The 21,985-nt window shown below is 71.2% G+C and carries 20 protein-coding genes; 9 read left to right on the top strand and 11 right to left on the bottom strand.

Features of this window, described 5'->3' with window-relative positions:
* Positions 1-82 precede the first annotated feature (82 nt).
* The 4 genes from M2157_RS08460 (at position 83) to M2157_RS08475 (ending at position 4,230) form a co-directional block, all read left to right on the top strand.
* Complete coding sequence (locus tag M2157_RS08460; protein WP_280864903.1) at positions 83-1,249, top strand: phytanoyl-CoA dioxygenase family protein; 1,167 nt, start codon at positions 83-85, stop codon at positions 1,247-1,249.
* Between the two features lie 37 nt (positions 1,250-1,286).
* Positions 1,287-2,063, top strand: a complete 777-nt coding sequence (locus M2157_RS08465; protein ID WP_266511042.1) for an SDR family oxidoreductase — start codon at positions 1,287-1,289, stop codon at positions 2,061-2,063.
* A 60-nt stretch (positions 2,064-2,123) separates the two neighbouring features.
* Positions 2,124-3,128, top strand: coding sequence for a Gfo/Idh/MocA family oxidoreductase (locus M2157_RS08470; RefSeq protein WP_280864904.1), 1,005 nt, complete (start codon positions 2,124-2,126; stop codon positions 3,126-3,128).
* A gap of 100 nt (positions 3,129-3,228) precedes the next feature.
* Positions 3,229-4,230 (top strand): Gfo/Idh/MocA family oxidoreductase, encoded by a 1,002-nt coding sequence (locus M2157_RS08475; protein ID WP_280861210.1) that lies wholly within the window; start codon positions 3,229-3,231, stop codon positions 4,228-4,230.
* Here the strand turns inward: M2157_RS08475 and M2157_RS08480 are convergent.
* The 6 genes from M2157_RS08480 to M2157_RS08505 all read right to left on the bottom strand — a co-directional run bounded on the left by M2157_RS08480 (position 4,227) and on the right by M2157_RS08505 (position 10,213).
* Positions 4,227-5,123, bottom strand: coding sequence for a hypothetical protein (locus M2157_RS08480; protein ID WP_280864905.1), 897 nt, complete (start codon positions 5,121-5,123; stop codon positions 4,227-4,229). The genes M2157_RS08475 and M2157_RS08480 overlap by 4 nt on opposite strands.
* A 132-nt stretch (positions 5,124-5,255) precedes the next feature.
* Complete coding sequence (locus M2157_RS08485) at positions 5,256-6,275, bottom strand: Gfo/Idh/MocA family oxidoreductase (RefSeq protein ID WP_280864906.1); 1,020 nt, start codon at positions 6,273-6,275, stop codon at positions 5,256-5,258.
* A gap of 10 nt (positions 6,276-6,285) precedes the next feature.
* On the bottom strand, positions 6,286-7,188 hold the full coding sequence (locus M2157_RS08490; RefSeq protein ID WP_280861213.1) for a sugar phosphate isomerase/epimerase: 903 nt from the start codon (positions 7,186-7,188) through the stop codon (positions 6,286-6,288).
* Between the two features lies 1 nt (position 7,189).
* Positions 7,190-8,107, bottom strand: a complete 918-nt coding sequence (locus tag M2157_RS08495) for an ATP-binding cassette domain-containing protein (protein ID WP_280861214.1) — start codon at positions 8,105-8,107, stop codon at positions 7,190-7,192.
* Positions 8,108-8,114: 7 nt separating this feature from the next.
* Positions 8,115-9,194 carry an ABC transporter permease gene (locus tag M2157_RS08500; RefSeq protein WP_280861215.1) on the bottom strand — a complete coding sequence of 360 codons (1,080 nt, stop codon included), beginning with the start codon at positions 9,192-9,194 and terminating at the stop codon, positions 8,115-8,117.
* Complete coding sequence (locus M2157_RS08505; RefSeq protein ID WP_280864907.1) at positions 9,194-10,213, bottom strand: sugar ABC transporter substrate-binding protein; 1,020 nt, start codon at positions 10,211-10,213, stop codon at positions 9,194-9,196. Before M2157_RS08505 ends, M2157_RS08500 begins: the two co-directional genes overlap by 1 nt.
* 294 nt (positions 10,214-10,507) lie before the next feature.
* Here M2157_RS08505 and iolC point away from each other — a divergent pair, with 294 nt between their 5' ends.
* The 3 genes from iolC to M2157_RS08520 all read left to right on the top strand — a co-directional run bounded on the left by iolC (position 10,508) and on the right by M2157_RS08520 (position 14,396).
* Positions 10,508-11,485, top strand: a complete 978-nt coding sequence (iolC, locus tag M2157_RS08510; RefSeq protein WP_280864908.1) for a 5-dehydro-2-deoxygluconokinase — start codon at positions 10,508-10,510, stop codon at positions 11,483-11,485.
* Positions 11,486-11,700: 215 nt separating this feature from the next.
* Complete coding sequence (gene iolD, locus M2157_RS08515) at positions 11,701-13,575, top strand: 3D-(3,5/4)-trihydroxycyclohexane-1,2-dione acylhydrolase (decyclizing) (protein ID WP_280861217.1); 1,875 nt, start codon at positions 11,701-11,703, stop codon at positions 13,573-13,575.
* Between the two features lie 35 nt (positions 13,576-13,610).
* The gene (locus M2157_RS08520) at positions 13,611-14,396 is read left to right on the top strand and encodes a GntR family transcriptional regulator (RefSeq protein WP_280861218.1); all 786 of its coding nucleotides are present in this window, start codon (positions 13,611-13,613) and stop codon (positions 14,394-14,396) included.
* Positions 14,397-14,409: 13 nt separating this feature from the next.
* On the opposite strand, the gene M2157_RS08525 is transcribed toward M2157_RS08520, so the two are convergent.
* Both M2157_RS08525 and M2157_RS08530 read right to left on the bottom strand, forming a co-directional pair.
* Positions 14,410-15,393 carry an aldo/keto reductase gene (locus tag M2157_RS08525; RefSeq protein WP_280861220.1) on the bottom strand — a complete coding sequence of 328 codons (984 nt, stop codon included), beginning with the start codon at positions 15,391-15,393 and terminating at the stop codon, positions 14,410-14,412.
* Positions 15,394-15,479: 86 nt separating this feature from the next.
* Entirely contained in the window at positions 15,480-16,142 is a 663-nt protein-coding gene (locus M2157_RS08530; RefSeq protein WP_280861221.1) for an NUDIX domain-containing protein, read from the bottom strand.
* A gap of 133 nt (positions 16,143-16,275) precedes the next feature.
* On the opposite strand from M2157_RS08530, the gene M2157_RS08535 reads away from it, so the two are divergent.
* The gene (locus M2157_RS08535; protein WP_280864909.1) at positions 16,276-18,609 is read left to right on the top strand and encodes an acyltransferase; all 2,334 of its coding nucleotides are present in this window, start codon (positions 16,276-16,278) and stop codon (positions 18,607-18,609) included.
* Between the two features lie 108 nt (positions 18,610-18,717).
* Here M2157_RS08535 and M2157_RS08540 read toward each other — a convergent pair whose 3' ends face one another.
* The 3 genes from M2157_RS08540 to M2157_RS08550 form a co-directional block, all read right to left on the bottom strand.
* Positions 18,718-19,224 (bottom strand): MarR family transcriptional regulator, encoded by a 507-nt coding sequence (locus tag M2157_RS08540; RefSeq protein ID WP_280861223.1) that lies wholly within the window; start codon positions 19,222-19,224, stop codon positions 18,718-18,720.
* 63 nt (positions 19,225-19,287) lie between these two features.
* A complete protein-coding gene (locus M2157_RS08545; RefSeq protein WP_280864910.1) occupies positions 19,288-20,325 on the bottom strand; it encodes a pectate lyase in 1,038 nt (345 codons plus the stop codon).
* Between the two features lie 127 nt (positions 20,326-20,452).
* Complete coding sequence (locus M2157_RS08550; protein WP_280864911.1) at positions 20,453-21,556, bottom strand: DUF4132 domain-containing protein; 1,104 nt, start codon at positions 21,554-21,556, stop codon at positions 20,453-20,455.
* Between M2157_RS08550 and M2157_RS08555 the strand changes: the two genes are divergently transcribed.
* Positions 21,537-21,755: a hypothetical protein gene (locus tag M2157_RS08555; RefSeq protein WP_280864912.1), complete on the top strand. Its 219-nt coding sequence runs from the start codon at positions 21,537-21,539 to the stop codon at positions 21,753-21,755. The genes M2157_RS08550 and M2157_RS08555 overlap by 20 nt on opposite strands.
* The last annotated feature ends 230 nt before the right edge of the window (positions 21,756-21,985 follow it).

Genomic DNA, 21,985 nt, shown 5'->3' on the forward strand with positions numbered 1-21,985 from the left:
ATGGCTGCCTGCTGGTTGTTCGACGCCTTTGTCATGACAAGAATGACAGCGCTGAGTCGCCCCTGTCACCGAGAGGACGCCGATGTCCTTCACCGCCGTACACCGCCGCGCCTGGCTGTCCGAGCAGGACTGCGACCTCGACTCGTTCCGCGCGCTCGTCGAGCGGACGGCCGACCCCGCCGACCACCCGCACGCCTCCGGGGTCGAACGCAACGTCCTGCTGTACGACGCCGAGCACGTCCGCGGCGCCAAGGACCGCAGGGAGCTGCAGGAGGAGCTGGTGCGGGCCCTGACCGACGGCCCCGGGGTCGTGGTCTTCCAGGGGGCGTTCCCCGACCTCGCGGTCGTCGACCGGTTCACCGAGGTCTTCGACTCGCTGATCCGCGAGCAGTACGCGGCGGGCACGACCGCGGGCGACCACTTCGCGAAGCCCGGTGCCAACGAGCGGGTGTGGAACGCGCTGGAGAAGGCGGCGCTGTACGACCCCTCGGCGTTCGCCGACTACTACGCCAACCCGGTCATCGCCCTGGTGTCCGAGGCCTGGCTCGGCCCCGGATACCAGGTCACCTCGCAGGTCAACGTGGTCAACCCGGGCGGCCTCGCGCAGACCGCGCACCGCGACTACCACCTCGGTTTCCTCTCCGACGAGGTCGCCGCGGCCTATCCGGCGCACGTACACCGTCTCTCCCCCGTGCTCACGCTCCAGGGCGCGGTCGCGCACTGCGACATGCCGGTGGAGTCGGGACCGACGCTGTACCTGCCGTTCTCACAGATGTTCGAGCCCGGCTATCTGGCATGGCGGCGGCCGGAGTTCCAGGCGTACTTCAAGAAGCACCACGTCCAGCTGCCGCTGGCGAAGGGCGACGCCGTCTTCTTCAACCCGGCGCTGTTCCACGCGGCCGGGACCAACCGCACCACCGGCGTGCGGCGCATGGCCAATCTCCTGCAGGTGTCCTCGGCCTTCGGGCGTGCCATGGAGACCGTGGACCGGGAGGCGGTGTCGAACGCCGTCTACCCGGCGCTGCTGCGCCGCAAGCAGGACGGCGCCGACGCACAGTGGCTGGACAACGTGATCGCCGCGAGCGCCGAGGGCTACCCCTTCCCCACCAATCTCGACAGCGACCCACCGGTCGACGGACTCGCCCCGCCCTCCCAGGCGGACCTCGTACGACGGGCGCTCGCCGAGGGCTGGACCCCACGGACACTCAGGGACGAGCTGCGCGCGGGCGCCGACCGGCGTACGAGCTGAATCAGCGCTGCACAAGCCGAAAGGTACTGGCACATTCATGGGACTTCTCGACGACAAGGTCGTCCTCGTCAACGGCGGCAGCCAGGGCGTCGGTGCCGCCATCGCCCGGGCCGCCGTCCGCGAGGGTGCGGTCGTGGCCGTGACCGGCCGCCGCCCCGAGCCCGGTGCGGCACTGGTGGCGGAGCTGGAAGCGGCCGGCGGCAAGGCGCTGTTCGTCCGCGCCGACCTCGCCGACGCCGAGCAGGCCAGGGCGTCCGTCACCCGGGTCGTCGAGGCGTACGGCCGGGTCGACTGCCTGGTGAACTCCGCCGGACTCACCTCCCGGGGCACACTCCTCGACACCACTCCCGAGCTGTTCGACCAGCACATCGCGATCAACCTCAAGGCGCCCTTCTTCGCCATGCAGGCGGCGGTGGCGGACATGGTCGGACGCAAGGCGCCCGGCACGGTCGTCAACATCATCACGTCCTCGGCACACGGCGGGCAGCCGTTCCTCGCGCCCTACGTCGCCGCGAAGGCCGGCCTGATCGGCCTCACCCGCAACGCCGCACACGCCCACCGCTGGGACCGGGTCCGGATCAACGGCCTCAACATCGGCTGGACGGCCACCGAGGGCGAGGACGCCACCCAGAAGACCTTCCACGGCGCCGGCGACGACTGGCGTGAGGAGGCCGCCGCGAAGCTCCCCATGGGCAAGCTCGGCCAGCCCGACGAGATCGCCGACTTCGTGGTCCTCCTGCTGTCCGACCGGTCGGGCGTGGTGACCGGTTCGGTGATCGACTGGGACCAGAACGTCCTCGGCGGCCTCGACTGACCGCTTCGCCCACTTGAGAAACACCGCTCGCAAGAAACACCCTCAAGGAGCTGCACCCCCATGCGCATCGGAATCCTCGGCCTCGGCCGCATCGGCGCCTTCCACGCCGAGACCCTCTCCGGACTCGACGCCGTCGAGTCGCTCGTGCTCACCGACCCCTTCGCGGAGGCCGCCAAGTCCGCCGCGGAGCGCTTCGGCGGCGAGGTCGTGGACTCGCCCGAGGCCCTGCTGGCCGCCGGCGTGGACGGCATCGTGGTCGCGGCGGCGACGGACGCCCACCCCAAGCTGATCCTGGCCGGCGTCGAGGCCGGCATCCCCGTCTTCTGCGAGAAGCCCGTCGCCAAGCACATGAGCGAGGGCGTCGAGGTCCTCCGGGCCGTCGAGGGCAGCGCCGTCCCGATCCAGATCGGCTACAACCGCCGCTTCGACACCGGTTTCGTCAACGCCCGGGCCGCCGTGCAGAGCGGCGAGCTGGGCAAGCTGCACACCGTGCGCTCGACCACGCTGGACCCGGCCCCGCCGCCGGCCGCGTACATCGCCGCCTCTGGGGGCATCTTCAGGGACTGCTCGGTGCACGACTTCGACATCATCCGCTGGGTGACCGGCCGCGAGGTCGTCGAGGTGTACGCCGTCGGCGGCAACCGGGGCGCCGAGTACATCAAGGAGGCGGGCGACGCCGACACCACCGGCGCGATCCTCACCCTCGACGACGGCACGCTCGCGGTGATCTCCAACTCCCGTCACAACGCCCGTGGTTACGACGTCCGCATGGAGATCCACGGCTTCGCGGACTCCATCGCCGTCGGCCTGGAGGACAAGCTCCCGCTGCGCTCGGTCGAGCCCGGTGTGACCTTCCCGGCGGGCACCCCGCACGACTTCTTCATGGACCGCTTCACGGCCGCCTACCGCGCCGAACTCACCGCGTTCACCGAGGTCGTGGCCGGCACCCGGCCCTCGCCGTGCACGATCGCGGACGCCCTGGAGGCCGGCTGGATCGCCGAGGCGTGCACCTTGTCGCTGCACGAGCACCGCCCGGTGACGATCGCCGAGGTCCGCTCCGCCTGAGTCGCCGCCCGCGTCCCGGGGTGCCCCTGGCCCCGGGACACTGGCGCACACTGATCCGGCAGGATCCCCGTCCTGCCGCCATCGAGGAGGAACCGCGGACATGAGCGAACCGCTGCGCATCGGAATACTGGGAGCCGCGCGGATCAGCGGGGCCTCACTGATCGGCCCGGCCCGGGCCACCGGTCACCGGGTCGTCGCGGTGGCCGCGCGGGACCGGTCCCGCGCCGAGGGCTACGCGGCCGAGCACGGTGTGGAGCGGGTGGCGGGGTCGTACAGCGAGCTGATCGCCGACCCCGAGGTCGAGGTCGTCTACAACCCGCTCGCCAACGGTCTGCACGGGCCGTGGAACCTCGCGGCGCTCGCCGCGGGCAAGCACGTCCTGAGCGAGAAGCCGTCGGCGAGCAACGCCGAGGAGGCCGCGGAGGTGCGGGAGGCGGCCGCGAAGGCCGGCACGGTCTTCATGGAGGCCTTCCACTACCTCTTCCACCCGGTCACCCGGCGGCTGCACGAAGTCCTCGCGAGCGGTGAGATCGGCGAGCTGCGGCACGTCGAGGCCATGGTCGCGATCCCGGCGCCGCCGGACACCGACCCGCGCTGGTCGCTGCCACTGGCCGGCGGCGCGGTGATGGACCTCGGCTGCTACAGCCTGCACGCGCTGCGCATGCTGGCCCCGTGGGCGGGCGGCGCACCGCGGCTGGTCTCCGCGCGGGGCGGGCAGAGGGCGGGGGCGCCCGGCGTCGACGAGTGGCTCGACGCCGACCTGGCCTTCCCCGGCGGCGCGACCGGGTCGGCGCGCTGCCACATGGCGTACGACAGGCTGGAGATGAGCTGCCGGATCACCGGTTCGCGGGGCGAGGTCTTCGCGCCGAACTTCGTGCTGCCGCACACGGACGACCGGGTCGTGGTGCGCACCGGAGACAGGGAGCGCACCGAGCGGCTCGGCACGCGGTCGTCGTACACCTACCAGCTGGAGGCGTTCGCGGACCGGGTGCGCGGGGGCGCCCCGCTGCCGCTGGACGCGGACGACGCGTTGACGACGATGACGCTGATCGACGCCGCCTACCGGGCGGCCGGGTTCGAGCCGCGGCCGCGCGTGTCCTAGCCGTCGCGCAGCTCGGCCAGGCAGTCCAGTGCCGAGGTCAACTCGCCCGCGCCGTGGGGCTTGCGGGCCTCGGCCACCGCCGCCACGGCACAGGCGCGGGCCTCGGCCGGTTCCCCGGTGGCGGTGTGGCAGCGGGCGAGATCGATCAGGAGCCGTACCCGCAACGGCAGAACGATCTCGGGGGCGGCCCACGCGAGGGGCCCCCGCAGCGCCTCCCGGGCCTCGGGGCCCACACCCAGCGCGTCCCCGTACCGCCCCAACACCCTCAGTACACCGACCAGTTCGGCGAGCACCTGCGGACGCACCAGCTCGACATGCGCCAGTTCGCGGAGCGACATGGCGGCGAGGAGCGCGGCACACTCCTCGTAGACGGCCACGGACTCCTCGCTGCGGCCGACCGCGGCGAGCAGCATCCCGTACGTCCGCAACGCGCCGGGCAGGCTGCCGAGCGCCCGGTCCCTGCGGTCGGGGGCGGACGGGCGGCGGTACGCCGCCACGGACGCCTGTGCCACCGACACGGCCTCCTCGGTCCGGCCGAGGCCCGCGAGCGCCTGCGCCCGCACGTCCCCGACGAAGGCGGTCAGTGCCCGGGACGCCTCGTCCGGTACGGCGGTCGCTGCCGTGCACGCCTCCTCGAAGCGGCCGGACAGCAGCAACGCGTGGGCACGCAGCGCCAGGGCCCGGCTCAGCCCCTCCGTGTCGGCCGTCCCGCGGTAGACCTCGACCGCCTCCTCGGCCCAGGCCAGCCGTCGCGCGGGCGACGGCGGCGGCAGCCCCGCCCAGGAAGGCGTGACGCAGTACGACAGCGCGGCCCCCAGCAGCGGCCCGCCCTTCTCCGGCGCCCATTTGGCCGCCGCACGCGGCAACGGCAGCAGTATCCGTACGAGTCCCATGCACACCCCCTCGCCGCCCCGCCGAGGACAGCCGCGCCATGGTCGCACAGGGGGTCACGCCGATGCCGCGATTCACGGAGTACGTAGCGAGCACGGGGGAACTTCGCCGAACTCCCCCTGTACGGCGTGAAGTCAGCCGTACAGGGCGGGCCGTTCCACGAGTTCCACGGTCATCCGGCCGCCCTCGTTCAGCGACCGCACGCCCGCCTCGCACACCGCGGCCGCCGCGTAGCCGTCCCACACGCTGGGGCCGGTGACCTCGCCGCGGCGGGTGGCGTCGACCCAGGCCTGGACCTCACGGTCGTAGGCGTCGGCGAAGCGTTCGACGAAGTCCTGGGCGATGGTGCCGCCCCAGCGTCCTGCCATGTTGGTGACCATGGCGTGGCCGTCGCCGATGCGGGCGGTGCCGCGTTCGCAGACCGCCTCGGCCTGGACCTGGTAGCCGAAGCCGCAGTTGACGAAGATCTCGACGTCGGCGAGGGCGCCGCCGTCGGTCTCGAAGACGACGAACTGCGGGTCCTGGAGGTCGTCGGGGGCGTTCGCGGACGGCGTCGGGCGCAGGACCGTGACCGCGGTGATCTCGTGCCCCAGCAGCCAGCGGGTCACGTCGGTCTCGTGGGCCACGGAGTCGCTGATCAGCATGGAGCTGGTGAAGAAGGGCGGGCTCGCGGCGTTGCGGTGCCGGTTGTGCAGCATGAGGGGCCGTCCCAACTGGCCTGTCTCCAGCAGGGACTTGAGCTTCATGTACTCGGTGTCGTAGCGCCGCATGAAGCCCACCTGGGCGCGTCTGCGGCCCAGTCCTTGCTCGGCCTCCACGACCCGCAGTGCGGAGGCCGCGTCGGGGGTGAGCGGCTTCTCGCACAGCACCGGCAGATCGTGCTCGAAGGCCTGGAGGAGTGCCGCCTCGTGGGCGGGGCCCGGCGAGGCGATCAGGACGGCGTCGACATCGGCCGCCGCCATCGCGGAGGCCGGGTCGGTGTAGGCGGTGCAGCCGTCGACGCGGGCGGCGATCGCCTTGGCCCGTTCCGCGTCGACGTCCACGACGGCACTCACCCGGGCGCCGCTGACGACCTCATGGATACGGCGGACGTGGTCGGCGCCCATCTTGCCGGTGCCGATGACGGCGACGCCCAGGGTGGCTCGCTCGGTCATGGTCATCCCTTCAGGCGCCGCAGGACCTCAGGAACTTACGGGTGCGCACCGCGATCGGCAGTGGCCTGTCCGGCTCGCACGGGTACATGTCCTGCTCGACGATGGCGAACAGCTCCACGCCGAGCTTCTGCGCCGCCACCAGGACCGGCTCCAACTCGGGTACGCCGGACGGCGGTTCGCACATCACTCCGCGCTGGACGGCCGGGCCGAACGGCACCTCGTTCGAGACGACGTCCGCGAGGATCTCCGGGTCGACCTGCTTGAGGTGCAGATAGCCGATGCGCTCGCCGTACGTCTCGATGAGCTTGACGCTGTCGCCGCCGCAGTAGGCGTAGTGCCCGGTGTCCAGACAGAGGTTGACGAGCTCGGAGTCCGTCGAGTCCAGGAAGTGCTCGACGTGGTCCTCGGTGTCGAGGTGGGTGTCGGCGTGCGGGTGGACGACGATGTCCAGGCCGTACGCCTCCTTCACCTCGTGACCGAGCCGCTCCATGCCCTTGGTCAGGTGCGCCCACTGCTCGTGGGTCAGCTCCGGCGGCTCGAGGATCTCGGCGGTCTTGTCGTCGCGCCAGAAGGACGGGATGACGACGAGATGCCGTGCCCCCATGGCCTGGGTGAGCGCGGCGACCTGGCTGACGTGCTCCCAGGTCGACTCCCATACCGAGGGTCCGCGGTGCAGCCCGGTGAAGACCGTGCCCGCCGAGACCTTGAGGTCGCGCCGGGCGATCTCGTCGGTCAGCCGGGCCGGGTCGGTCGGCAGATAGCCGTACGGCCCCAGCTCGATCCAGGAGTAGCCCGCCTCGGCGACCTCGTCCAGGAAGCGGTCCCACGGCACCTGCACCGGGTCGTCGGGGAACCAGACGCCCCAGGAGTCCGGGGCGGAACCGACGCGGATACGGTCGAGTGGGGCCGCCATCTCAGGACTTCCCCTCGCCGGTGGCGGCCACGGGTGCGGTGAGGTCCTGCTCCTCGGGGAGGGCTTCGGTGTCGACGCCGCGGACCTGGGACAACTCGTGTTTGAGGGCGGCGAGTTCGGCGCCGCCGGCCATGTGGTTGGTCAGCTCCTCCAGGGTGATCTGGTCGCGGGAGGCGGACAGTTCCATGGTGCCCAGGCGCAGCACGCTGAAGTGGTCGCCGACCATGTAGGCGTGGTGGGGGTTGTGGGTGATGAAGATGACGCCCAGGCCGCGGTCGCGGGCGGCGGCCACGTACTTGAGGACCACGCCGGACTGTTTGACGCCCAGTGCGGCGGTGGGCTCGTCCAGGATGAGGACGCGGGCGCCGAAGTAGACGGCGCGGGCGATGGCCACGCACTGGCGCTGGCCGCCGGAGAGGGTGCCGATGGGCTGTTCGAGGTCGTCGAGGATGATGCCCATCTCGCGCAGTTCGTGGTCGGCGGTCTTCTTCATCCTCTCGATGTCCAGGCGGCGGACGGGCCAGGGGCCCTTGGTCATCTCGGAGCCGAGGAAGAAGTTGCGCCAGACCGGCATCAGGGGGACCACGGCGAGGTCCTGGTAGACGGTGGCGATGCCCTTGTCGAGGGCCTCGCGCGGGGTGGAGAACCGTACCGAGGTGTTGTCGACGAGGAACTCGCCCTCGGTGTGCTGGTGCAGGCCGGAGATGATTTTGATGAGGGTGGACTTGCCGGCGCCGTTGTCGCCCAGCACGCAGGTGACCTGGCTGGGGTGCACCTTCAGGCTGACCCCGTGCAGGGCGCGGATGTTGCCGTAGGACTTGCCCGCGTTGCGCAGCTCGACGATCGCCCCGTCACCGCCGGCCGGGTCGGGAGAGTCGGTGAGGATGGCGCCGTGGGTGCCGGATTCTTCAGTGGTCATAGTGCGGTTACCTCCGGGTCGCGGTGCGGCTGACCCACAGATTGATCATGACGGCGCCGAGCAGCATCACGCCGAGGAAGGCCTTGAACCAGTCCGGGTTCCAGCCGGCGTAGACGATGCCCTGCTGGACCATGCCGAACATGAACGCCCCGAAGACCGGGCCGATCGCCGAGCCCGCGCCGCCGGTCAGCAGACAGCCACCGATCACCGCCGCGGAGATGTAGATCAGTTCCTGGCCCACGCCCTCGCCGGACTGCACGGTGTTGAAGGAGAACAGGTTGTGCATGCCGACGAACCAGGCCGCGAAACCGACCAGCATGAACAGGCTGATCTTCGTGAAGGTGACCGGCACGCCCACCGCCCGCGCGGAGTCCTTGTTGCCGCCCACCGCGAAGACCCAGTTGCCGTACCGGGTGCGCAGCAGCACCCAGGTGGCGATCGCGGCGAACACCAGCCAGTACACAATCGTGATCTTGATCTGGACGCCGCCGACCTCGAAGGAACTCGCGAAGACCTTCTTGGCCTGGTCGAAGCCGTCCATGTTGCTGATGTCGTCGGTGGCCACATTGCCGGTCACCAGCTTGGTCACCGCCAGGTTGACACCCTGCAGGATCAAGAACGTGCCCAGCGTGATCAGGAAGCTGGGCAGGCCGGTCCTGACCACCAGCCAGCCGTTGAGGAACCCGATCGCCAGCGCCACCAGCAGCGCCACCACGATGCCCGCCCACACGTTCAGGGTGAGCTGGAAGGCGAACATGCTCGCGGTCAGCGCGGAGGTGATCACCGCGACACCCGACGACAGGTCGAACTCCCCGCCGATCATCAGCAGCGCCACCGGCAACGCCATGATCCCGATGGTGGACGACTGGTACAGGATGTTCGCCATCGAACTGCCGTCCCGCACCGGCGGAGCGGCGATCAGGAAGAACACCCACACCGCCACCGCACCCAGGAACACACCGACCTCCGGACGCGCCAACAGGCGCAGCGCCAGGGATCGTTCCGTGGTCCGGCCGTCCTTGACCTTGCCCGGGCCGGAGGCCGGCGGTGTGGTCACCGCCGGCTCGGCGTGCTGGGTCATACCCATCACCTGGTGCCCTTCGCGGCGAAGGCGGCCACCGCGTCGACGTTGGACTTGTCGACGAAGGCCGGGCCGGTCAGCACCGGCTGCTCGCCACCGCCCATGTAGTTGCCGTTGTTCTTGTAGAGCCACAGCGAGTCGATGGCCAGGTAGCCCTGGAGGTAGGGCTGCTGGTCGACGGCGAACTCGATGGTGCCCTTGCTGATGGCGCCCGTCAGGTCCTTGTTGAGGTCGAACGTGGCGATCTTGGCCTTGCTGCCCGCGTCGGACGCCGACTGCACCGCGGTCAGCGCGAAGGGCGCGCCGAGGGTGACGACGTAGTCGATGGACTTGTCCTGCGTGAGCTTGGCGGTGATCGTCGACTTCACGGACGGCATGTCGGTGCCGTTGACGTTCAGCGTCTGCAGCTTGCCGGTGAAGGTCTTCTTCACACCGTCGCAGCGCTGGGTCAGGCCGATGTTGCCCTGCTCCTGGATGACACAGACGGCACTCTTGGCACCGGCCTCGTTCAGCCGCTTGCCGAGTGCCTCGCCGGCCACGGACTCGTCCTGGCCGAAGAACTCCATGAGGCCGAGCTTCTGCCAGTCGCTGACACCGGAGTTGAGGCCGACGACGGGTATGCCGGCCTTCTTCGCCTTGGCCACGACGTCCTTGAGGGCGTCCGGCTTGGCGAGGGTGATCGCGATGCCGTCGACCTTCTGGTCGATGGCGTTCTGGACCAGGTTGGCCTGGTTGGCCGCGCTCGGGTCGGCCGAGTAGACCAGCTTGACGTTGTCCTTGGCGGCGGCGGCCTGGGCGCCCTTGCGGACGATGTCCCAGAAGGTGTCGCCGGGCGACTGGTGGGTCACCAGCGCGATGGTCATCCGGGGGGTGGTGGCCTTGCCCGCGGAGGCGCCGTCCGCGCTCTCCTCGGACTTCTTGCCGCCCGAGCTGCTGGAGCAGCCGGCGAGCGTCAGGGCCGCGGCCGCAGCCAGGGCCACGGCGGGAGCGAATCTCCGCGAACGGGAGAGAGAAGAGCGGTCCATCTTTCCTTGCACCTCACTGTGCGACGGGGAGAACGTCGGGAAAGGGGGTGGGATTCATGGCCCGGGACCTCGGGAGTTCCGGGTCTGGTGCCGCGACAGCACGGCAGTTGCGTTGGGACGGAATCCAATCCCCGAGTGCGCCCGCTGTCAATACTTTGTTAAGACATCATTTCACAAGCAGGTCCGAATGTAAGTACAAACTATTGACAGCGTCACCCTTCGAGTCCTACACCTGGGGATGCAACGGGCCCGTAGGGCCCGTACGTCCCCAGGTCGGATCGAGGAGCGTCGCGCATGGTCGAGCCAGTCCAGCAGTTCGACGTGATCAGTATGGGCCGTATCGGAGTTGATCTCTACCCGCAGCAGTCGGGGGTGCCTCTGGCGCAGGTCCAGTCCTTCGGCAAGTTCCTCGGTGGGTCGGCCGCCAACGTCGCGGTCGCCGCGTCCCGGCTCGGCCGCTCCACCGCGGTCATCACCCGCACCGGAGCGGACCCCTTCGGTACGTATCTCCACCAGACCCTCACGGAGTTCGGCGTCGACAACCGCTGGGTGACTCCCGTGGCGGCCTACCCGACCCCGGTCACCTTCTGCGAGATCTTCCCGCCGGACGACTTCCCGCTGTACTTCTACCGCCGCCCCAAGGCCCCCGACCTGGAGATACACACCGACGAGCTCGACTACTTCGCCATCCGCGCGGCCCGGATCTTCTGGATCACCGGCACCGGTCTGAGCGAGGAGCCGAGCCGCTCGGCCACACTCGCCGCCCTGAAGTGCCGCGACCGGGCGGGCACCACGGTCTTCGACCTCGACTGGCGGCCCGAGCTGTGGAGTGAGACGGCCTGGGCCGACCCCGACGAAGCCCGCCCGTACTACGCCGAGGCCCTGCGGCACGCGACCGTCGCGGTCGGCAACCTGGACGAGTGCGAGGTCGCGACCGGGGAGCGTGAACCCCGGGCGTGCGCCGAGGCGCTGCTGGCGGCCGGTGTGGAGCTCGCCGTGGTGAAGCAGGGCCCGAAGGGCGTCCTCGCCGTGCACCGCGACGGCACGACGGCCGAGGTCCCGCCGGTCCCCGTCGAGGTCGTCAACGGCCTCGGCGCCGGCGACGCGTTCGGCGGCTCGCTGTGCCACGGGCTGCTGTCCGGCTGGGAGCTGGAGCGGACCGTGCGGTACGCCAACGCGGCCGGCGCGCATGTCGCCGCCCGCCTCGCCTGCTCCTCCGCGATGCCGACCCAGGCGGAGGTCGACGGTCTCCTGAACGGCGTCGCGCCGTGACCGGCCCGCCCCTCAGCGGCTTCGCGCACGGGTCACGCGATCGCCGTACGACGGTCCCGGCACCCGGCGGCCGACGATTCCGGGCCCCCGCCCCTCGCCAGGCCAAGCCACTCCCCGTACCACCTCGACGTCACGCCGGGCCCGGCTGATCCGCGCCCACCCCGACCAGCCCGCCGCCCCCCGCCTCCCCCTCTCACGGCACCGGAGAAGTCCTGATGAGCAGCACCACCCGCCTGACCGTCGCCCAAGCCCTCGTGCGGTTCCTGTCCGTCCAGTACACGGAGCGGGACGGCGTACGGCACCGGCTGATCGCCGGGACCTGGGGCATCTTCGGCCACGGCAACGTGGCCGGCATCGGGCAGGCCCTCCTGGAGGCGGGTGAGGACGCGATGCCGTTCCACCAGGGCCGCAACGAGCAGGCGATGGTCCACGCGGCCGTCGGCCACGCCCGCCAGCTGAACCGCCTGTCCGCCCAGGCGGTCACGACGTCGATCGGCCCGGGCGCCACGAACCTGGTCACCGGCGCGGCCCTGGCGACGGTCAACCGCCTCCCGGTCCTGCTCCTGCCCGGCGACTACTTCGCCACCCGCGCCGCCGACCCGCTCCTGCAGCAGCTGGAGCATCCGACGGAGGCGGACGTGTCGGTGAACGACACCCTGCGCCCGGTGTCCCGCTACTTCGACCGCGTCCACCGCCCCGAGGCCCTGATCCCCGCTGCCCTCCAGGCCATGCGGGTCCTCGCCGACCCGGCCGAGACCGGCGCGGTCACCCTCGCCCTCCCCCAGGACGTGCAGGCGGAGGCGTACGACTGGCCGGAGGAGTTCTTCGCCGAGCGGGTGTGGCGGGTACGGCGTCCCGCGCCCGATCCGGTGGAGCTGGCGGAGGCGGTGCGGGCGGTCCTGGGGGCCGCGCGCCCGCTGATCGTGGCGGGCGGAGGGGTCCACCACAGCGAGGCCGAGGAGGCGTTGAAGGCCCTCACGGACGCCACCGGCATCCCCGTCACCTCCACCCAGGCGGGCAAGGGCTCCCTGCGCCACGACCACCCCGCCGACCTGGGCGGCATCGGCCACACCGGTACGGCGGTCGCCGACGACCTCGCCCGCACCGCGGACCTGGTCATCGGCGTGGGCACCCGCTACTCCGACTTCACCACCGCCTCCGGCACCCTCTTCCAGAACCCGGACGTCCGCTTCCTCAACCTGAACATCACCTCCTTCGACGCCCACAAGCTGGCCGCGCGGACGGTCGTGTGCGATGCGCGAGCGGGTCTGGAGGCGCTCACGTCGGCGCTGGAGGGCCACCGCGTGAACGCGGCCTACGAGGCCGAGTACGGCGCGGGCAAGGAGCGCTGGGAGCAGATCGTGACCCGGGCCTTCGAAGCTGCGGACGAGAACGCGGTACCGACCCAGACCCAGCTGCTGGGCGCGCTGGACGCGGTCGTCGGCGACGAGGACGTGGTGATCAACGCGGCCGGCTCGCTCCCCGGCGACCTGCACAAACTGTGGCGGGCCCGCAGCCCCCGCCAGTACCACCTGGAGTACGGCTACTCCTGCATGGGCTACGAGATCCCGGCCGCGATCGGCGTGCAGCAGGCGACCCCGGACACCCCGGTGTGGGCGCTGGTCGGCGACGGCACCTACCTGATGATGCCGACGGAACTCGTCACCGCGGTCCAGGAGGGCCTGCCGGTCAACCTGGTCCTCATCCAGAACCACGGCTACGCCTCGATCGGCGGCCTGTCGGAGTCCGTGGGCGGCGAGCGGTTCGGCACCGCCTACCGCTACCGGGCGGCCGACGGCACCTTCAGCGGGGCCCCGCTCCCGGTCGACCTGGCCGCGAACGCGGCGAGCCTCGGAATGGACGTGCTGCGCGCCAAGACCGTACGGGAGCTGCGCGAGGCCCTCGCCACCGCCCGCGCCTCGGACCGGCCGACCTGCGTCTACGTCGAGACGGACACCGCGACCCCGACCGCTCCCCCGGCAGAGGCCTGGTGGGACGTGCCGGTGGCGGAGACTGCGTCGCGCGAGGCCGCCGTGGAGGCGAGGACGGAGTACGACCGTCAGGCAGCCGCCCGCCGCACCCACCTCTGATGGCCCGCCCCCGACCCTCTGAGGGAGGTACCCCCATGGCGAAGCCCGGCGACACGTCACGTGCCGCGACCACCCCCGCGCTCGACTCCCTGGACTTCGCCCTGGACCGGGGCAGTCCGGTGCCGCTGTACTACCAGCTCGCCCGGCAGCTGGAGGCGGCGATCGAGCACGGGTCACTCGCCCCGGGAAACCTCCTGGGCAACGAGATCGACCTCTCGATCCGCCTCGGCCTGTCCCGCCCGACCGTCCGCCAGGCCATCCAGACCCTGGTGGAGAAGGGCCTGCTCGTCCGCCGGCGCGGAGTGGGCACGCAGGTGGTGCACAGCCAGGTCAAGCGCCCCCTGGAGCTCAGCAGCCTCTACGACGACCTGGAGGCGGCCGGGCAGGGTCCGGCGACGCGGGTCGTGCGCAACGAGACCGTGCCGGCGTCCGCCGACGTGGCGGCCGCGCTGTCCGTCCCGGAGGGCAGCGAGGTCACGGCGCTCGAACGCCTGCGCCTGACCCACGGCCAGCCCGTGGCCCTCCTCTGCAACCACCTCCCCACCGGCCTCCTCCACCTCGACAGCGACCGCCTGGAGGCCACCGGGCTCTACCGCATGCTGCGCACCGCCGGCATCACCCTGCACAGCGCCCGCCAGACGATCAGCGCCCGCTCCGCCACCGCCGAGGAGGCCGCCCGCCTGGACGAACAGGCGGGCGCGGCGGTCCTGACCATGCAACGCACGGCCTACGACGACACCGGCCGCCCGGTCGAGTACGGCACCCACATCTACCGGGCGTCGCGGTACGCCTTCGACTTCCGGCTGCTGGTCAGACCCTGACCGGGCAGCGGGATCAGTGTGCCGAGTCCAACCGCGCCCGCTGCTCCCCCGTGAGCTCCAGATCCACCGCCGCCAGGTTCTCCTCCAGCTGGGCCACGGACGACACCCCGGCCAGCGGCATGATGGGCAGGTCGCCGGCGATCTGCCAAGCCAGGACCACCTGGTTGACGGTCGCGCCCGTCTCCTTCGCCACCTCCGTCAGAACCTTCAGACGAGCCGGCGTGCCCGGATGGTCGAAGTCGGCGGGGAGGCGGTCCGGGTGGGTGTAGGCGCCCTTCAGGAGGGGTGAGTACGCGACCAGGGTGAGGGCGGGCTCCGCGCGCAGGTAGCTCAGCAGGTCCGCGCCCGCGTGGCCGAGGCTGCCGTCGGGGAAGAGGGGATCGGGGACGTCGGTGCGGGGGCGCAGGTGGCTGTGGGCGTACTGCAGGACCTCGTAGGCGGGAAGGCCGGCCGCGGCAGCCAGGGCGCGGGCCCGTTCCACCCGCCACACCGCGTGGTTGCTCACGCCCAGCAGGCCCACCGTGCCCTCGGCGACCAGTTCGGCGAATCCCTCCACCGTCTCCTGGAGCGGGACCCGGTGGTCCTCGATGTGCGCGTACAGCAGGTCCAGCTTCGACACACCCAGGCGTTCCCGGCTGCGTTCCGCGGACTCCCGGATCACCTTCGCCGACAGTCCCTCCGCGTTGTCGAGGTAGCTCGTGCCGGGCGCCAGGGGCCGGGCGCCGAGCTTCGTGGCGATGACGATCTCGTCTCCGACGCCGCGGCTGCGTCGCCACCGGCCGAGCAGTTCCTCGCTCTGGCCGCCCTGGCCGCCGTCCTCCCAGAAGGCGTAGTTGTCGGACGTGTCGATGAAGTTGCCGCCGGCCTCGACATAGCGGTCGAGGACGGCGAAGGAGGTCTCCTCGTCGGTCCGTGAGCCGAACAGCATCGCGCCGAGCGCGAGGACACTGACCTCGCGGCGGGTCGCCGGATCGGTGCCGATGGTGCGGTACTTCATGATGATTTCCTCCCGTGTGTACCCGTCTTCGGGCACACACGGGAGTCTTCATCTTGAAGCGCACTTCAAGTCAAGGGCCCGCGTGGTCACTTGGCGAACGGGCCCTCCAGGGCCGCCCATTGGAGCAGCATGATGGTCTTGGCGTCCGCGATCTCCCCGGTACGGATCATCTCCAGGGCTCTGCGGAAGGGCAGTTCGAGGATCTCGATGTCCTCGCCCTCCTCGTCGAGGCCGCCTCCCTCGTGCGTGCGGGTCGACGGGGCGTACTCGGCGGCGTAGAAGCTGACGCGTTCGGTGACCGAACCGGGGCTCATGTAGACGTCGAAGACGTGCCGGACCTCGCCGATGGTGTGCCCGGTCTCCTCGACGACCTCGCGTCGTACGGCGATCTCGGGGTGCTCGTCATCGTCGTCGAGCAGGCCGCCGGGGGTCTCGATCAGCAGTCCGTCAGGATGTCCGTTGACGTACACCGGGAAGCGGAACTGGCGGGTGAGCAGGACGGTCTCGCGTTCCGTGTCGTACAGCAGCATGGTGGCGCCGTTGCCGCGGTCGTGGGTCTCGCGCTGCTGCGTGCTCCAGCTTCCGTCGGCGTGCTGGATGTCGAAGGTCGTGGCCCGCTCGACGTACCAGTGACTGGACAGCAGTTTCACATCGCGGACCTTGACGCGCGGGTTGCCGGTCAGGTCCAGGCCGGTGCGGTCGAGTCCGGTACGGCCCCGGCTGTCGGGAGTGTCGATGCCCTCGGTCATCGGACACCTGCCGGACGGGAGGAGGAGCGGGAGAAGTGCGAGTTGGTCATGACCGCTTCTACCATTCCGCGGCGGGCCGCGTCGCGCACGGCGCCCCTTCCCCGGCGGGCCTCGCGCTGCTTAGCGTGCTCGTATGGATCATCCGTCGCAGCCGTCCGAACGGCACTTCGACCACTGCCCCTGGCTCTTCGCCGCCGAGGCGACCGAGGAACAGCGCGCCGCGCAGCGGGAGGTGCAGCGGGCCGTCGGCGGCGACACCGTGATCGGTGAGCGGTGTTACGTCGCCGAGTCCGCGGCGGTGTTCCCGGACCGGCTGCGGCTCGGCGACGACTCGTACATCGCCGCGCACGCCTATGTCACCGGGGAGCTGGACACCGGCTCCCACTGCACGCTGAACCCTTTCACCACGGTGCGTGGGAACGTCGTACTCGGTCACGGCGTACGCATCGGTGCCCACACCTCGCTGCTCGGCTTCAACCACTCCATGGCCCCCGACCGGCCCGTCTTCCGCCAGCCGCTCACCAGCCGGGGCATCCGGGTCGGCGACGACGTCTGGATCGGCTCGCATGTGATCGTCGTGGACGGCGTGACCATCGGCGACCACTGTGTGATCGGGGCGGGGGCGGTGGTCACGAGGGATCTGCCGGCGTGGTCGGTGGCCGCGGGAAACCCCGCACGGGTGTTGCGGGACCGGCGGCAGGTGCGGGGGGAAGGGTCGGCTGCGCCAACCGATCCGGCTGCCCCTGCGGATCCGGCTGCGTCAGGCACACGGCAGCCGGATGACAGCCGCACGCCCACGACCCACCCGACGCCTCACCCCGCGCCCAGCGCAGTGGCCGCCGACGATCCGGAGCACGCGCTGCAGGTGGCGGGGGCAGCGGGCGCCAAGGCGGCTGCGGCTGCACCGGGGAAACGGCCGGATGACAGCCGCACGCCCACGACCCACCCGACGCCTCACCCCGCGCCCGGGACAGTGGCCACCGGCAATCCGGAGCACCCGGTGCAGGTGGCGGGGGCAGCGGGCGCCAAGGCGGCTGCAGCTGCACCGCGGAAACGGCCGGATGACAGCCGCACGCCCACGACCCACCCGACGCCTCACCCCGCGCCCAGCGCAGTGGCCGCCGACGATCCGGAGCACGCGCTGCAGGTGGCGGGGGCAGCGGGCGCCAAGGCGGCTGCGGCTGCACCGGGGAAACGGCCGGATGACAGCCGCACGCCCACGACCCACCCGACGCCTCACCCCGCGCCCGGGGCAGTGGCCGCCGGCAATTTGGAGCACGCGCTGCAGGTGGCGGGGGCCGCGGGCGCCGAGGCGGCGGATCTGCCAGGGATACTGCCGGGGGGCGGCCGTACGCCTGGTACCCGCCCGACGTCCGATGCCGGCCCCCGATCTGCCAACCTTGCTGCATTCGCCGACGCTGCCCGGGATCAGACTGCCGGGCTCCTCGACCGTTGCTGGAACGGTGAGCGGTACGTCGATCGGCCCGGCGCCGGTCCCACCGTGCGGGCTCACTGCGACGCCGTGGAGATCGCCGACCTGCTGCTCGGGGCTGTGCCGGCGCATTTGTCCGCCGAGGAGCACATCGGGCGGCTGAGCGGGCTCCAGGATCCGAAGAGCGGTCTCGTGCCGGAGTTCGGCGAGCCGCTGCCGGTTGCGGACGGCGACGGGTTCATCGGGGAGGGAGCGGCGCTCTATCACGTGCTGTGCGTGGGCTACGCCCTCGATCTGCTGGGCCCCGGGCTCCCCCATCCGGTGCAGGGCGTACGGGATATGACGGTCCATCAACTCCTCGTACGACTGGAGGCGTTGACCTGGCGCACGGGCGCGTGGGGTGCAGGCGCTTGGGTCGACAGCTTTGCTACTGCCGCGCATTGGAACCTGCGGCACGACGACGGCCACGGGACGCCGGAGTCGTTGTTCGGCTGGCTGCTCACCAGGGCTGATCCCTGGACCGGGATGTGGGGCAGCCCCTCTGCCGAGGAGGGCCGGCTCCAGGTGGTCAACGGCTACTACCGGCTGACCCGGGGCTCGTTCGCGCAGTTCGGGCTGCCGGTGCCGTATCCGGAACGGGTCGTGGACGCGGTCCTGGACCACGCGCGCGACGCCCGGCATTTCGGTCCCGGCCGGGAGAACGCCTGCAATGTGCTGGATGTCGCCCATCCCCTGTGGCTGTGCACTCAGCAGCTCGGGCGGAGCGCCGACGGCTACCGCTCCGGCGAGATCCGCGACTGGGCCGAGCGGCAGCTGGCCACGGTCCTGCCGCGCTGGCAGAACGGCCGGGGCTTCGGCTTCGGCCAGGGCGCCGCCGGCCCCGGACCCGAGCCCGGGCTCCAGGGCACGGAGATGTGGCTTGCCATCATCTGGTACCTCGCCGACCTGCTGGGCCGTTCCGACGAACTGGGCTACCGCCCCCGCGGCATCCACCGCCCAGAACCGGCCCGCCAGGGAATCACGGGCCTGAGCTGAGCGGCCGGGGGCTCGGCTCGGGCCCCGCCCGGTCGACGACAGACCACCTGAGGGCCGCACCGTGCCCACCCCTGAGCGTCGGTCCGGGCACCAGCGCCCTGCCCTTCCTCAGCGCCGCCTCCAAGGCAGCACCGCCGGACCCGCCTCCGCACTCTCCACCCGGTGCAACGCCTCCCCGATCGCCTCCCCGATCTCGGCGAGTTGCCGCACCTGCTCCCGGCTGAGCGCGTCGAAGACCACCCGGCGCACCGCTTCGACGTGTCCGGGAGCGGCCTGTTCCAGCAGCGTCATGCCCGCCTCCGTGAGGACGGCGAGCTGACCGCGCCCGTCCGTCGGGTCCTCACGGCGGTCCACGAGGCCCGCCTCGGCCAGCCGGTTCACCGCGTGGGTGAGCCGGCTGCGGGTGATCTTCAGACGCCGGGCCAGCTCGGACATGCCGAGGGCACGGTCGGGGGCCGAGGAGAGCTGGGCCAGCAGGGTGTAGTCGGCGTGGGTCGTCCCGGCGTCGCGCCTCAGCTGACGGTTCAGGTAGTCACCGAGCAGGGTCGAGAATTCGACGTATGCCATCCAGGCCCGCTGTTCGTCGGCGTCCAGCCAGCGTGGCGTCGTGTTCATGGAGCCACCCTACTCACGCCCCGTTTTAAGCTTCAATCACCATGTCTGCGGCCCCACCCCGCGTCACCGGTAGGTGATCCCCGACGCGCTGTACCGGCAGTGCGTCCCGTCCGCCCCGGTGCCCAGTGAGGACGGTTCGGCTCCCGACGAATTGCCCTGGAAGCGTTCGCAGACGGTGATCTCCCTGCTGCTGTCCCCGACGATGGTCACGCCCGAAAGGGTCGCCGTGTCACCGTAGTTGGCGTTGACGCCCGCGATGTCCTTACCGGGCCCGGTGACCTTCACATTGCTGATGACGACATGGCGTTCGTACTGCGTCCTGCAGTTGCCGCACGAGCGGTAGAGCTTGCCGAAGTCGGCGACCTGGAAGTTCCTGATGGTCAGGGTTCCGGCGCCGTTGTGCTGGAAGACCTTGTCGTCCGCCTTCCGCGCACCGCCGCCGTCGACGACGTAGGTCGCGGAGGCCGATGTGCCCTTGAAGGTCGCCGCGTCCTCGCCGACGTCCTGCCACCACACGTTCTTCAGGGTGCAGCTGCCCAGGCAGTGCACGCCGTCGGCGGCCGGGGAGCCGAGGATGACGTTCTTCAGCGTCGCCCCGTCGGCGAGTTCGAAGAGCGGGCCCTGGTCTTCGCTCTGGTTGTCGCTGCCCAGGTCGCCGGAGCCGTAGAAGCGCTTGAGGGTGCCGTCGTAGGTACCGGAGACCTCGATGGTGGTGGAGACCGCCTTCTCACCGGTGGCCGTGGGCCAGGCCGCGAATCCGGCGGTGGACGTGGTCGGCGTGGATGTGGAGGCGCTCTTCGTCGCCGATGCGGAGGCGCTCTGGGAGGCCGACGTCCTCGAAGCAGACGGAGATACGGACGGAGATGGGGATACGGAGGACGACGGGGAAGTGGACGCGGTCATGGGCGGCGGGGACGCCGTCCCCGTGGCGCCGCCCAGCCGGTAGGTGCCCGCGCGCGGCCCGGAGGCGGACGCCGTCAGCAGCACACCGCCGGTGACGGCACCGCCGACCAGGATCGTGGCCAGCGCGCCGAACAGCAGGCCACGGTGGCGGGTGGTCTTCTTGCGGTGCGGCTTGCGCGCGGTTCCTCTGGTGCCCATGTGGTGACTCTCGTTCGCATATCGGGACGTCCGGCGGAGGCAGTGGGGACCCTCTTGCCCCCCTAGTCGCCGCCCACCCCACCGGGGGTTGCCGTCGATCCGCGAAAAGTCGATCACTCGCGTGGGTTCAGGCACGCCGCCCCAGCTGCGCGAGGATGGTCGGGTCGGTGATCTTCGTGTCGTCGGCGAGCAGAAACGCCTTGCTGAGGATCACCGACAGCCGGTCGTCCTCGAAGGGCAGGAACACCTTGCCGTCGCCCTTCCCCCGCGCCGGGACGATGCACAGATAGGAGTTGTCGGGCTCCATCAGGATGTTCGCCGAGCCCAGATGGATCCGGTACGTCCGCAGGCTGCCTCGTACGACGAGGTGGCGGCCGTCGATCGAGCACCGGTCGGCGATCCTCAGCCGGGGCAGGATCCGCGCGAGGACGTCCCTGCGCGCCTCCGCGCTCGCCGTCAGTTCGGCGAACCCGGCCCGCTCCCAGTAGGCGCGCTCGGGGCCCCGGTCGGTCCACTGGGGGTCCGCGGCGATCGAGGTCACGCCGACGAAGAGGTCCACGTCGCGCATGGCCTCGCTGAACACCAGCCGGGGCACGTCGGTGAGCGATGTCTCCTGCCAGTCGCCCGCGACCCGGCGGGCGAAGCGCACCTGGTCGGTCGCGGCCAGCAGATCCTCACCCTGCCAGTCGGCGAGTCCGTGGTGGAAGCGGGCCCGCCACTGCCCCGCTCCCAGCGTCCGCTCCGCCGCGTCCTCGCCTCCGCCGTCCCAGGGCCCGAGCCGGTCGCTCGCCCAACCCCGGGCTCTGAACAGCGCGAACATCCGGTGGTAGTGGACGAGATGCGCGGCGAAGCGATTGGAGTAGACACGGGTCTCCTCCTCGGCCGGGGTGAGGAGATAGATCTCCCGGAACGCCTGCTTGAATGGCTGCCGTATCTGGCGCTCGACCAGCAGATCCCGCCAGGCTCGCACGGCGTCCGGCTCCGAGCGGAGCGGGTGCCACAGCCGTACGGCGGCGTCGTCGGGTGCCTCGGGCAGCTCTCCGGCCTCGGGCAGTACGGCCCGCCAGGCGCCGGGCGCGACCTCGACCTCCCAGATCAGTCGGCGTACGACCCCCCGGGCGAGCGGATGCCCGGCGAGCGCGGCACGCCACCAGCTGTACGGGTGCACCGCGTCGACGGTGAAGCCACCCTCCAACGCTCGGGCGAGGGTGATGAGGTGGCGCGTCGACACGCTTGACGAGGTCGCGCAGTTCCTTGACGAGTGCGGGCTGGTCCCGGCGTACGGGCGCGGGGACACCGCGCAGGGGGCGGCCGTCCTTGTGCCAGGTCGGCGTGGCGGTGTCGGTGACGGTGACGACCGCCGCGTAGCCGTCGCCCGCCTCCCGGCGCAGGACGCCCTGGTCGTCGAAGCCGAGCGCGGGGAGCCGTAGCGCCACGGCGGTCCGCTCGGCCAGGGCCGCCTCGACCTTCCTGAGCATCTTGTCGAGCTGTTTGGGGACTCCGGCGTGCCGGACGCTCTTGCGGACGGTCCGCAGCGACGTGACCAGTCCGGGGGTGGGGAAGTCCTGTGCGGCGCGGACGAGTTCGTACAGGAGGGCCTGGGAGGGGAGAGTCCTCGCCGGGGTCGGGGCGAGGGTGATGCCGGGCAGGAGACGGTCGA

The sequence above is a fragment of the Streptomyces sp. SAI-127 genome, assembly GCF_029894425.1.
GTDB lineage: Bacteria > Actinomycetota > Actinomycetes > Streptomycetales > Streptomycetaceae > Streptomyces.

Coding starts and splice junctions, on each gene's coding strand:
- M2157_RS08500 (WP_280861215.1), bottom strand. CDS start 9,194: ATGGGTATGACCCAGCACGCCGAGCCGGCGGTGACCACACCGCCGGCC.
- M2157_RS08555 (WP_280864912.1), top strand. CDS start 21,537: ATGAGGTGGCGCGTCGACACGCTTGACGAGGTCGCGCAGTTCCTTGAC.
- M2157_RS08525 (WP_280861220.1), bottom strand. CDS start 15,393: ATGAAGTACCGCACCATCGGCACCGATCCGGCGACCCGCCGCGAGGTC.
- M2157_RS08520 (WP_280861218.1), top strand. CDS start 13,611: ATGGCGAAGCCCGGCGACACGTCACGTGCCGCGACCACCCCCGCGCTC.
- M2157_RS08465 (WP_266511042.1), top strand. CDS start 1,287: ATGGGACTTCTCGACGACAAGGTCGTCCTCGTCAACGGCGGCAGCCAG.
- M2157_RS08495 (WP_280861214.1), bottom strand. CDS start 8,107: ATGACCACTGAAGAATCCGGCACCCACGGCGCCATCCTCACCGACTCT.
- M2157_RS08475 (WP_280861210.1), top strand. CDS start 3,229: ATGAGCGAACCGCTGCGCATCGGAATACTGGGAGCCGCGCGGATCAGC.
- M2157_RS08505 (WP_280864907.1), bottom strand. CDS start 10,213: ATGGACCGCTCTTCTCTCTCCCGTTCGCGGAGATTCGCTCCCGCCGTG.
- M2157_RS08530 (WP_280861221.1), bottom strand. CDS start 16,142: ATGACCGAGGGCATCGACACTCCCGACAGCCGGGGCCGTACCGGACTC.
- M2157_RS08540 (WP_280861223.1), bottom strand. CDS start 19,224: ATGAACACGACGCCACGCTGGCTGGACGCCGACGAACAGCGGGCCTGG.
- iolD (WP_280861217.1), top strand. CDS start 11,701: ATGAGCAGCACCACCCGCCTGACCGTCGCCCAAGCCCTCGTGCGGTTC.
- M2157_RS08490 (WP_280861213.1), bottom strand. CDS start 7,188: ATGGCGGCCCCACTCGACCGTATCCGCGTCGGTTCCGCCCCGGACTCC.
- M2157_RS08480 (WP_280864905.1), bottom strand. CDS start 5,123: ATGGGACTCGTACGGATACTGCTGCCGTTGCCGCGTGCGGCGGCCAAA.
- M2157_RS08470 (WP_280864904.1), top strand. CDS start 2,124: ATGCGCATCGGAATCCTCGGCCTCGGCCGCATCGGCGCCTTCCACGCC.
- M2157_RS08545 (WP_280864910.1), bottom strand. CDS start 20,325: ATGGGCACCAGAGGAACCGCGCGCAAGCCGCACCGCAAGAAGACCACC.
- M2157_RS08485 (WP_280864906.1), bottom strand. CDS start 6,275: ATGACCGAGCGAGCCACCCTGGGCGTCGCCGTCATCGGCACCGGCAAG.
- iolC (WP_280864908.1), top strand. CDS start 10,508: ATGGTCGAGCCAGTCCAGCAGTTCGACGTGATCAGTATGGGCCGTATC.
- M2157_RS08535 (WP_280864909.1), top strand. CDS start 16,276: ATGGATCATCCGTCGCAGCCGTCCGAACGGCACTTCGACCACTGCCCC.
- M2157_RS08460 (WP_280864903.1), top strand. CDS start 83: ATGTCCTTCACCGCCGTACACCGCCGCGCCTGGCTGTCCGAGCAGGAC.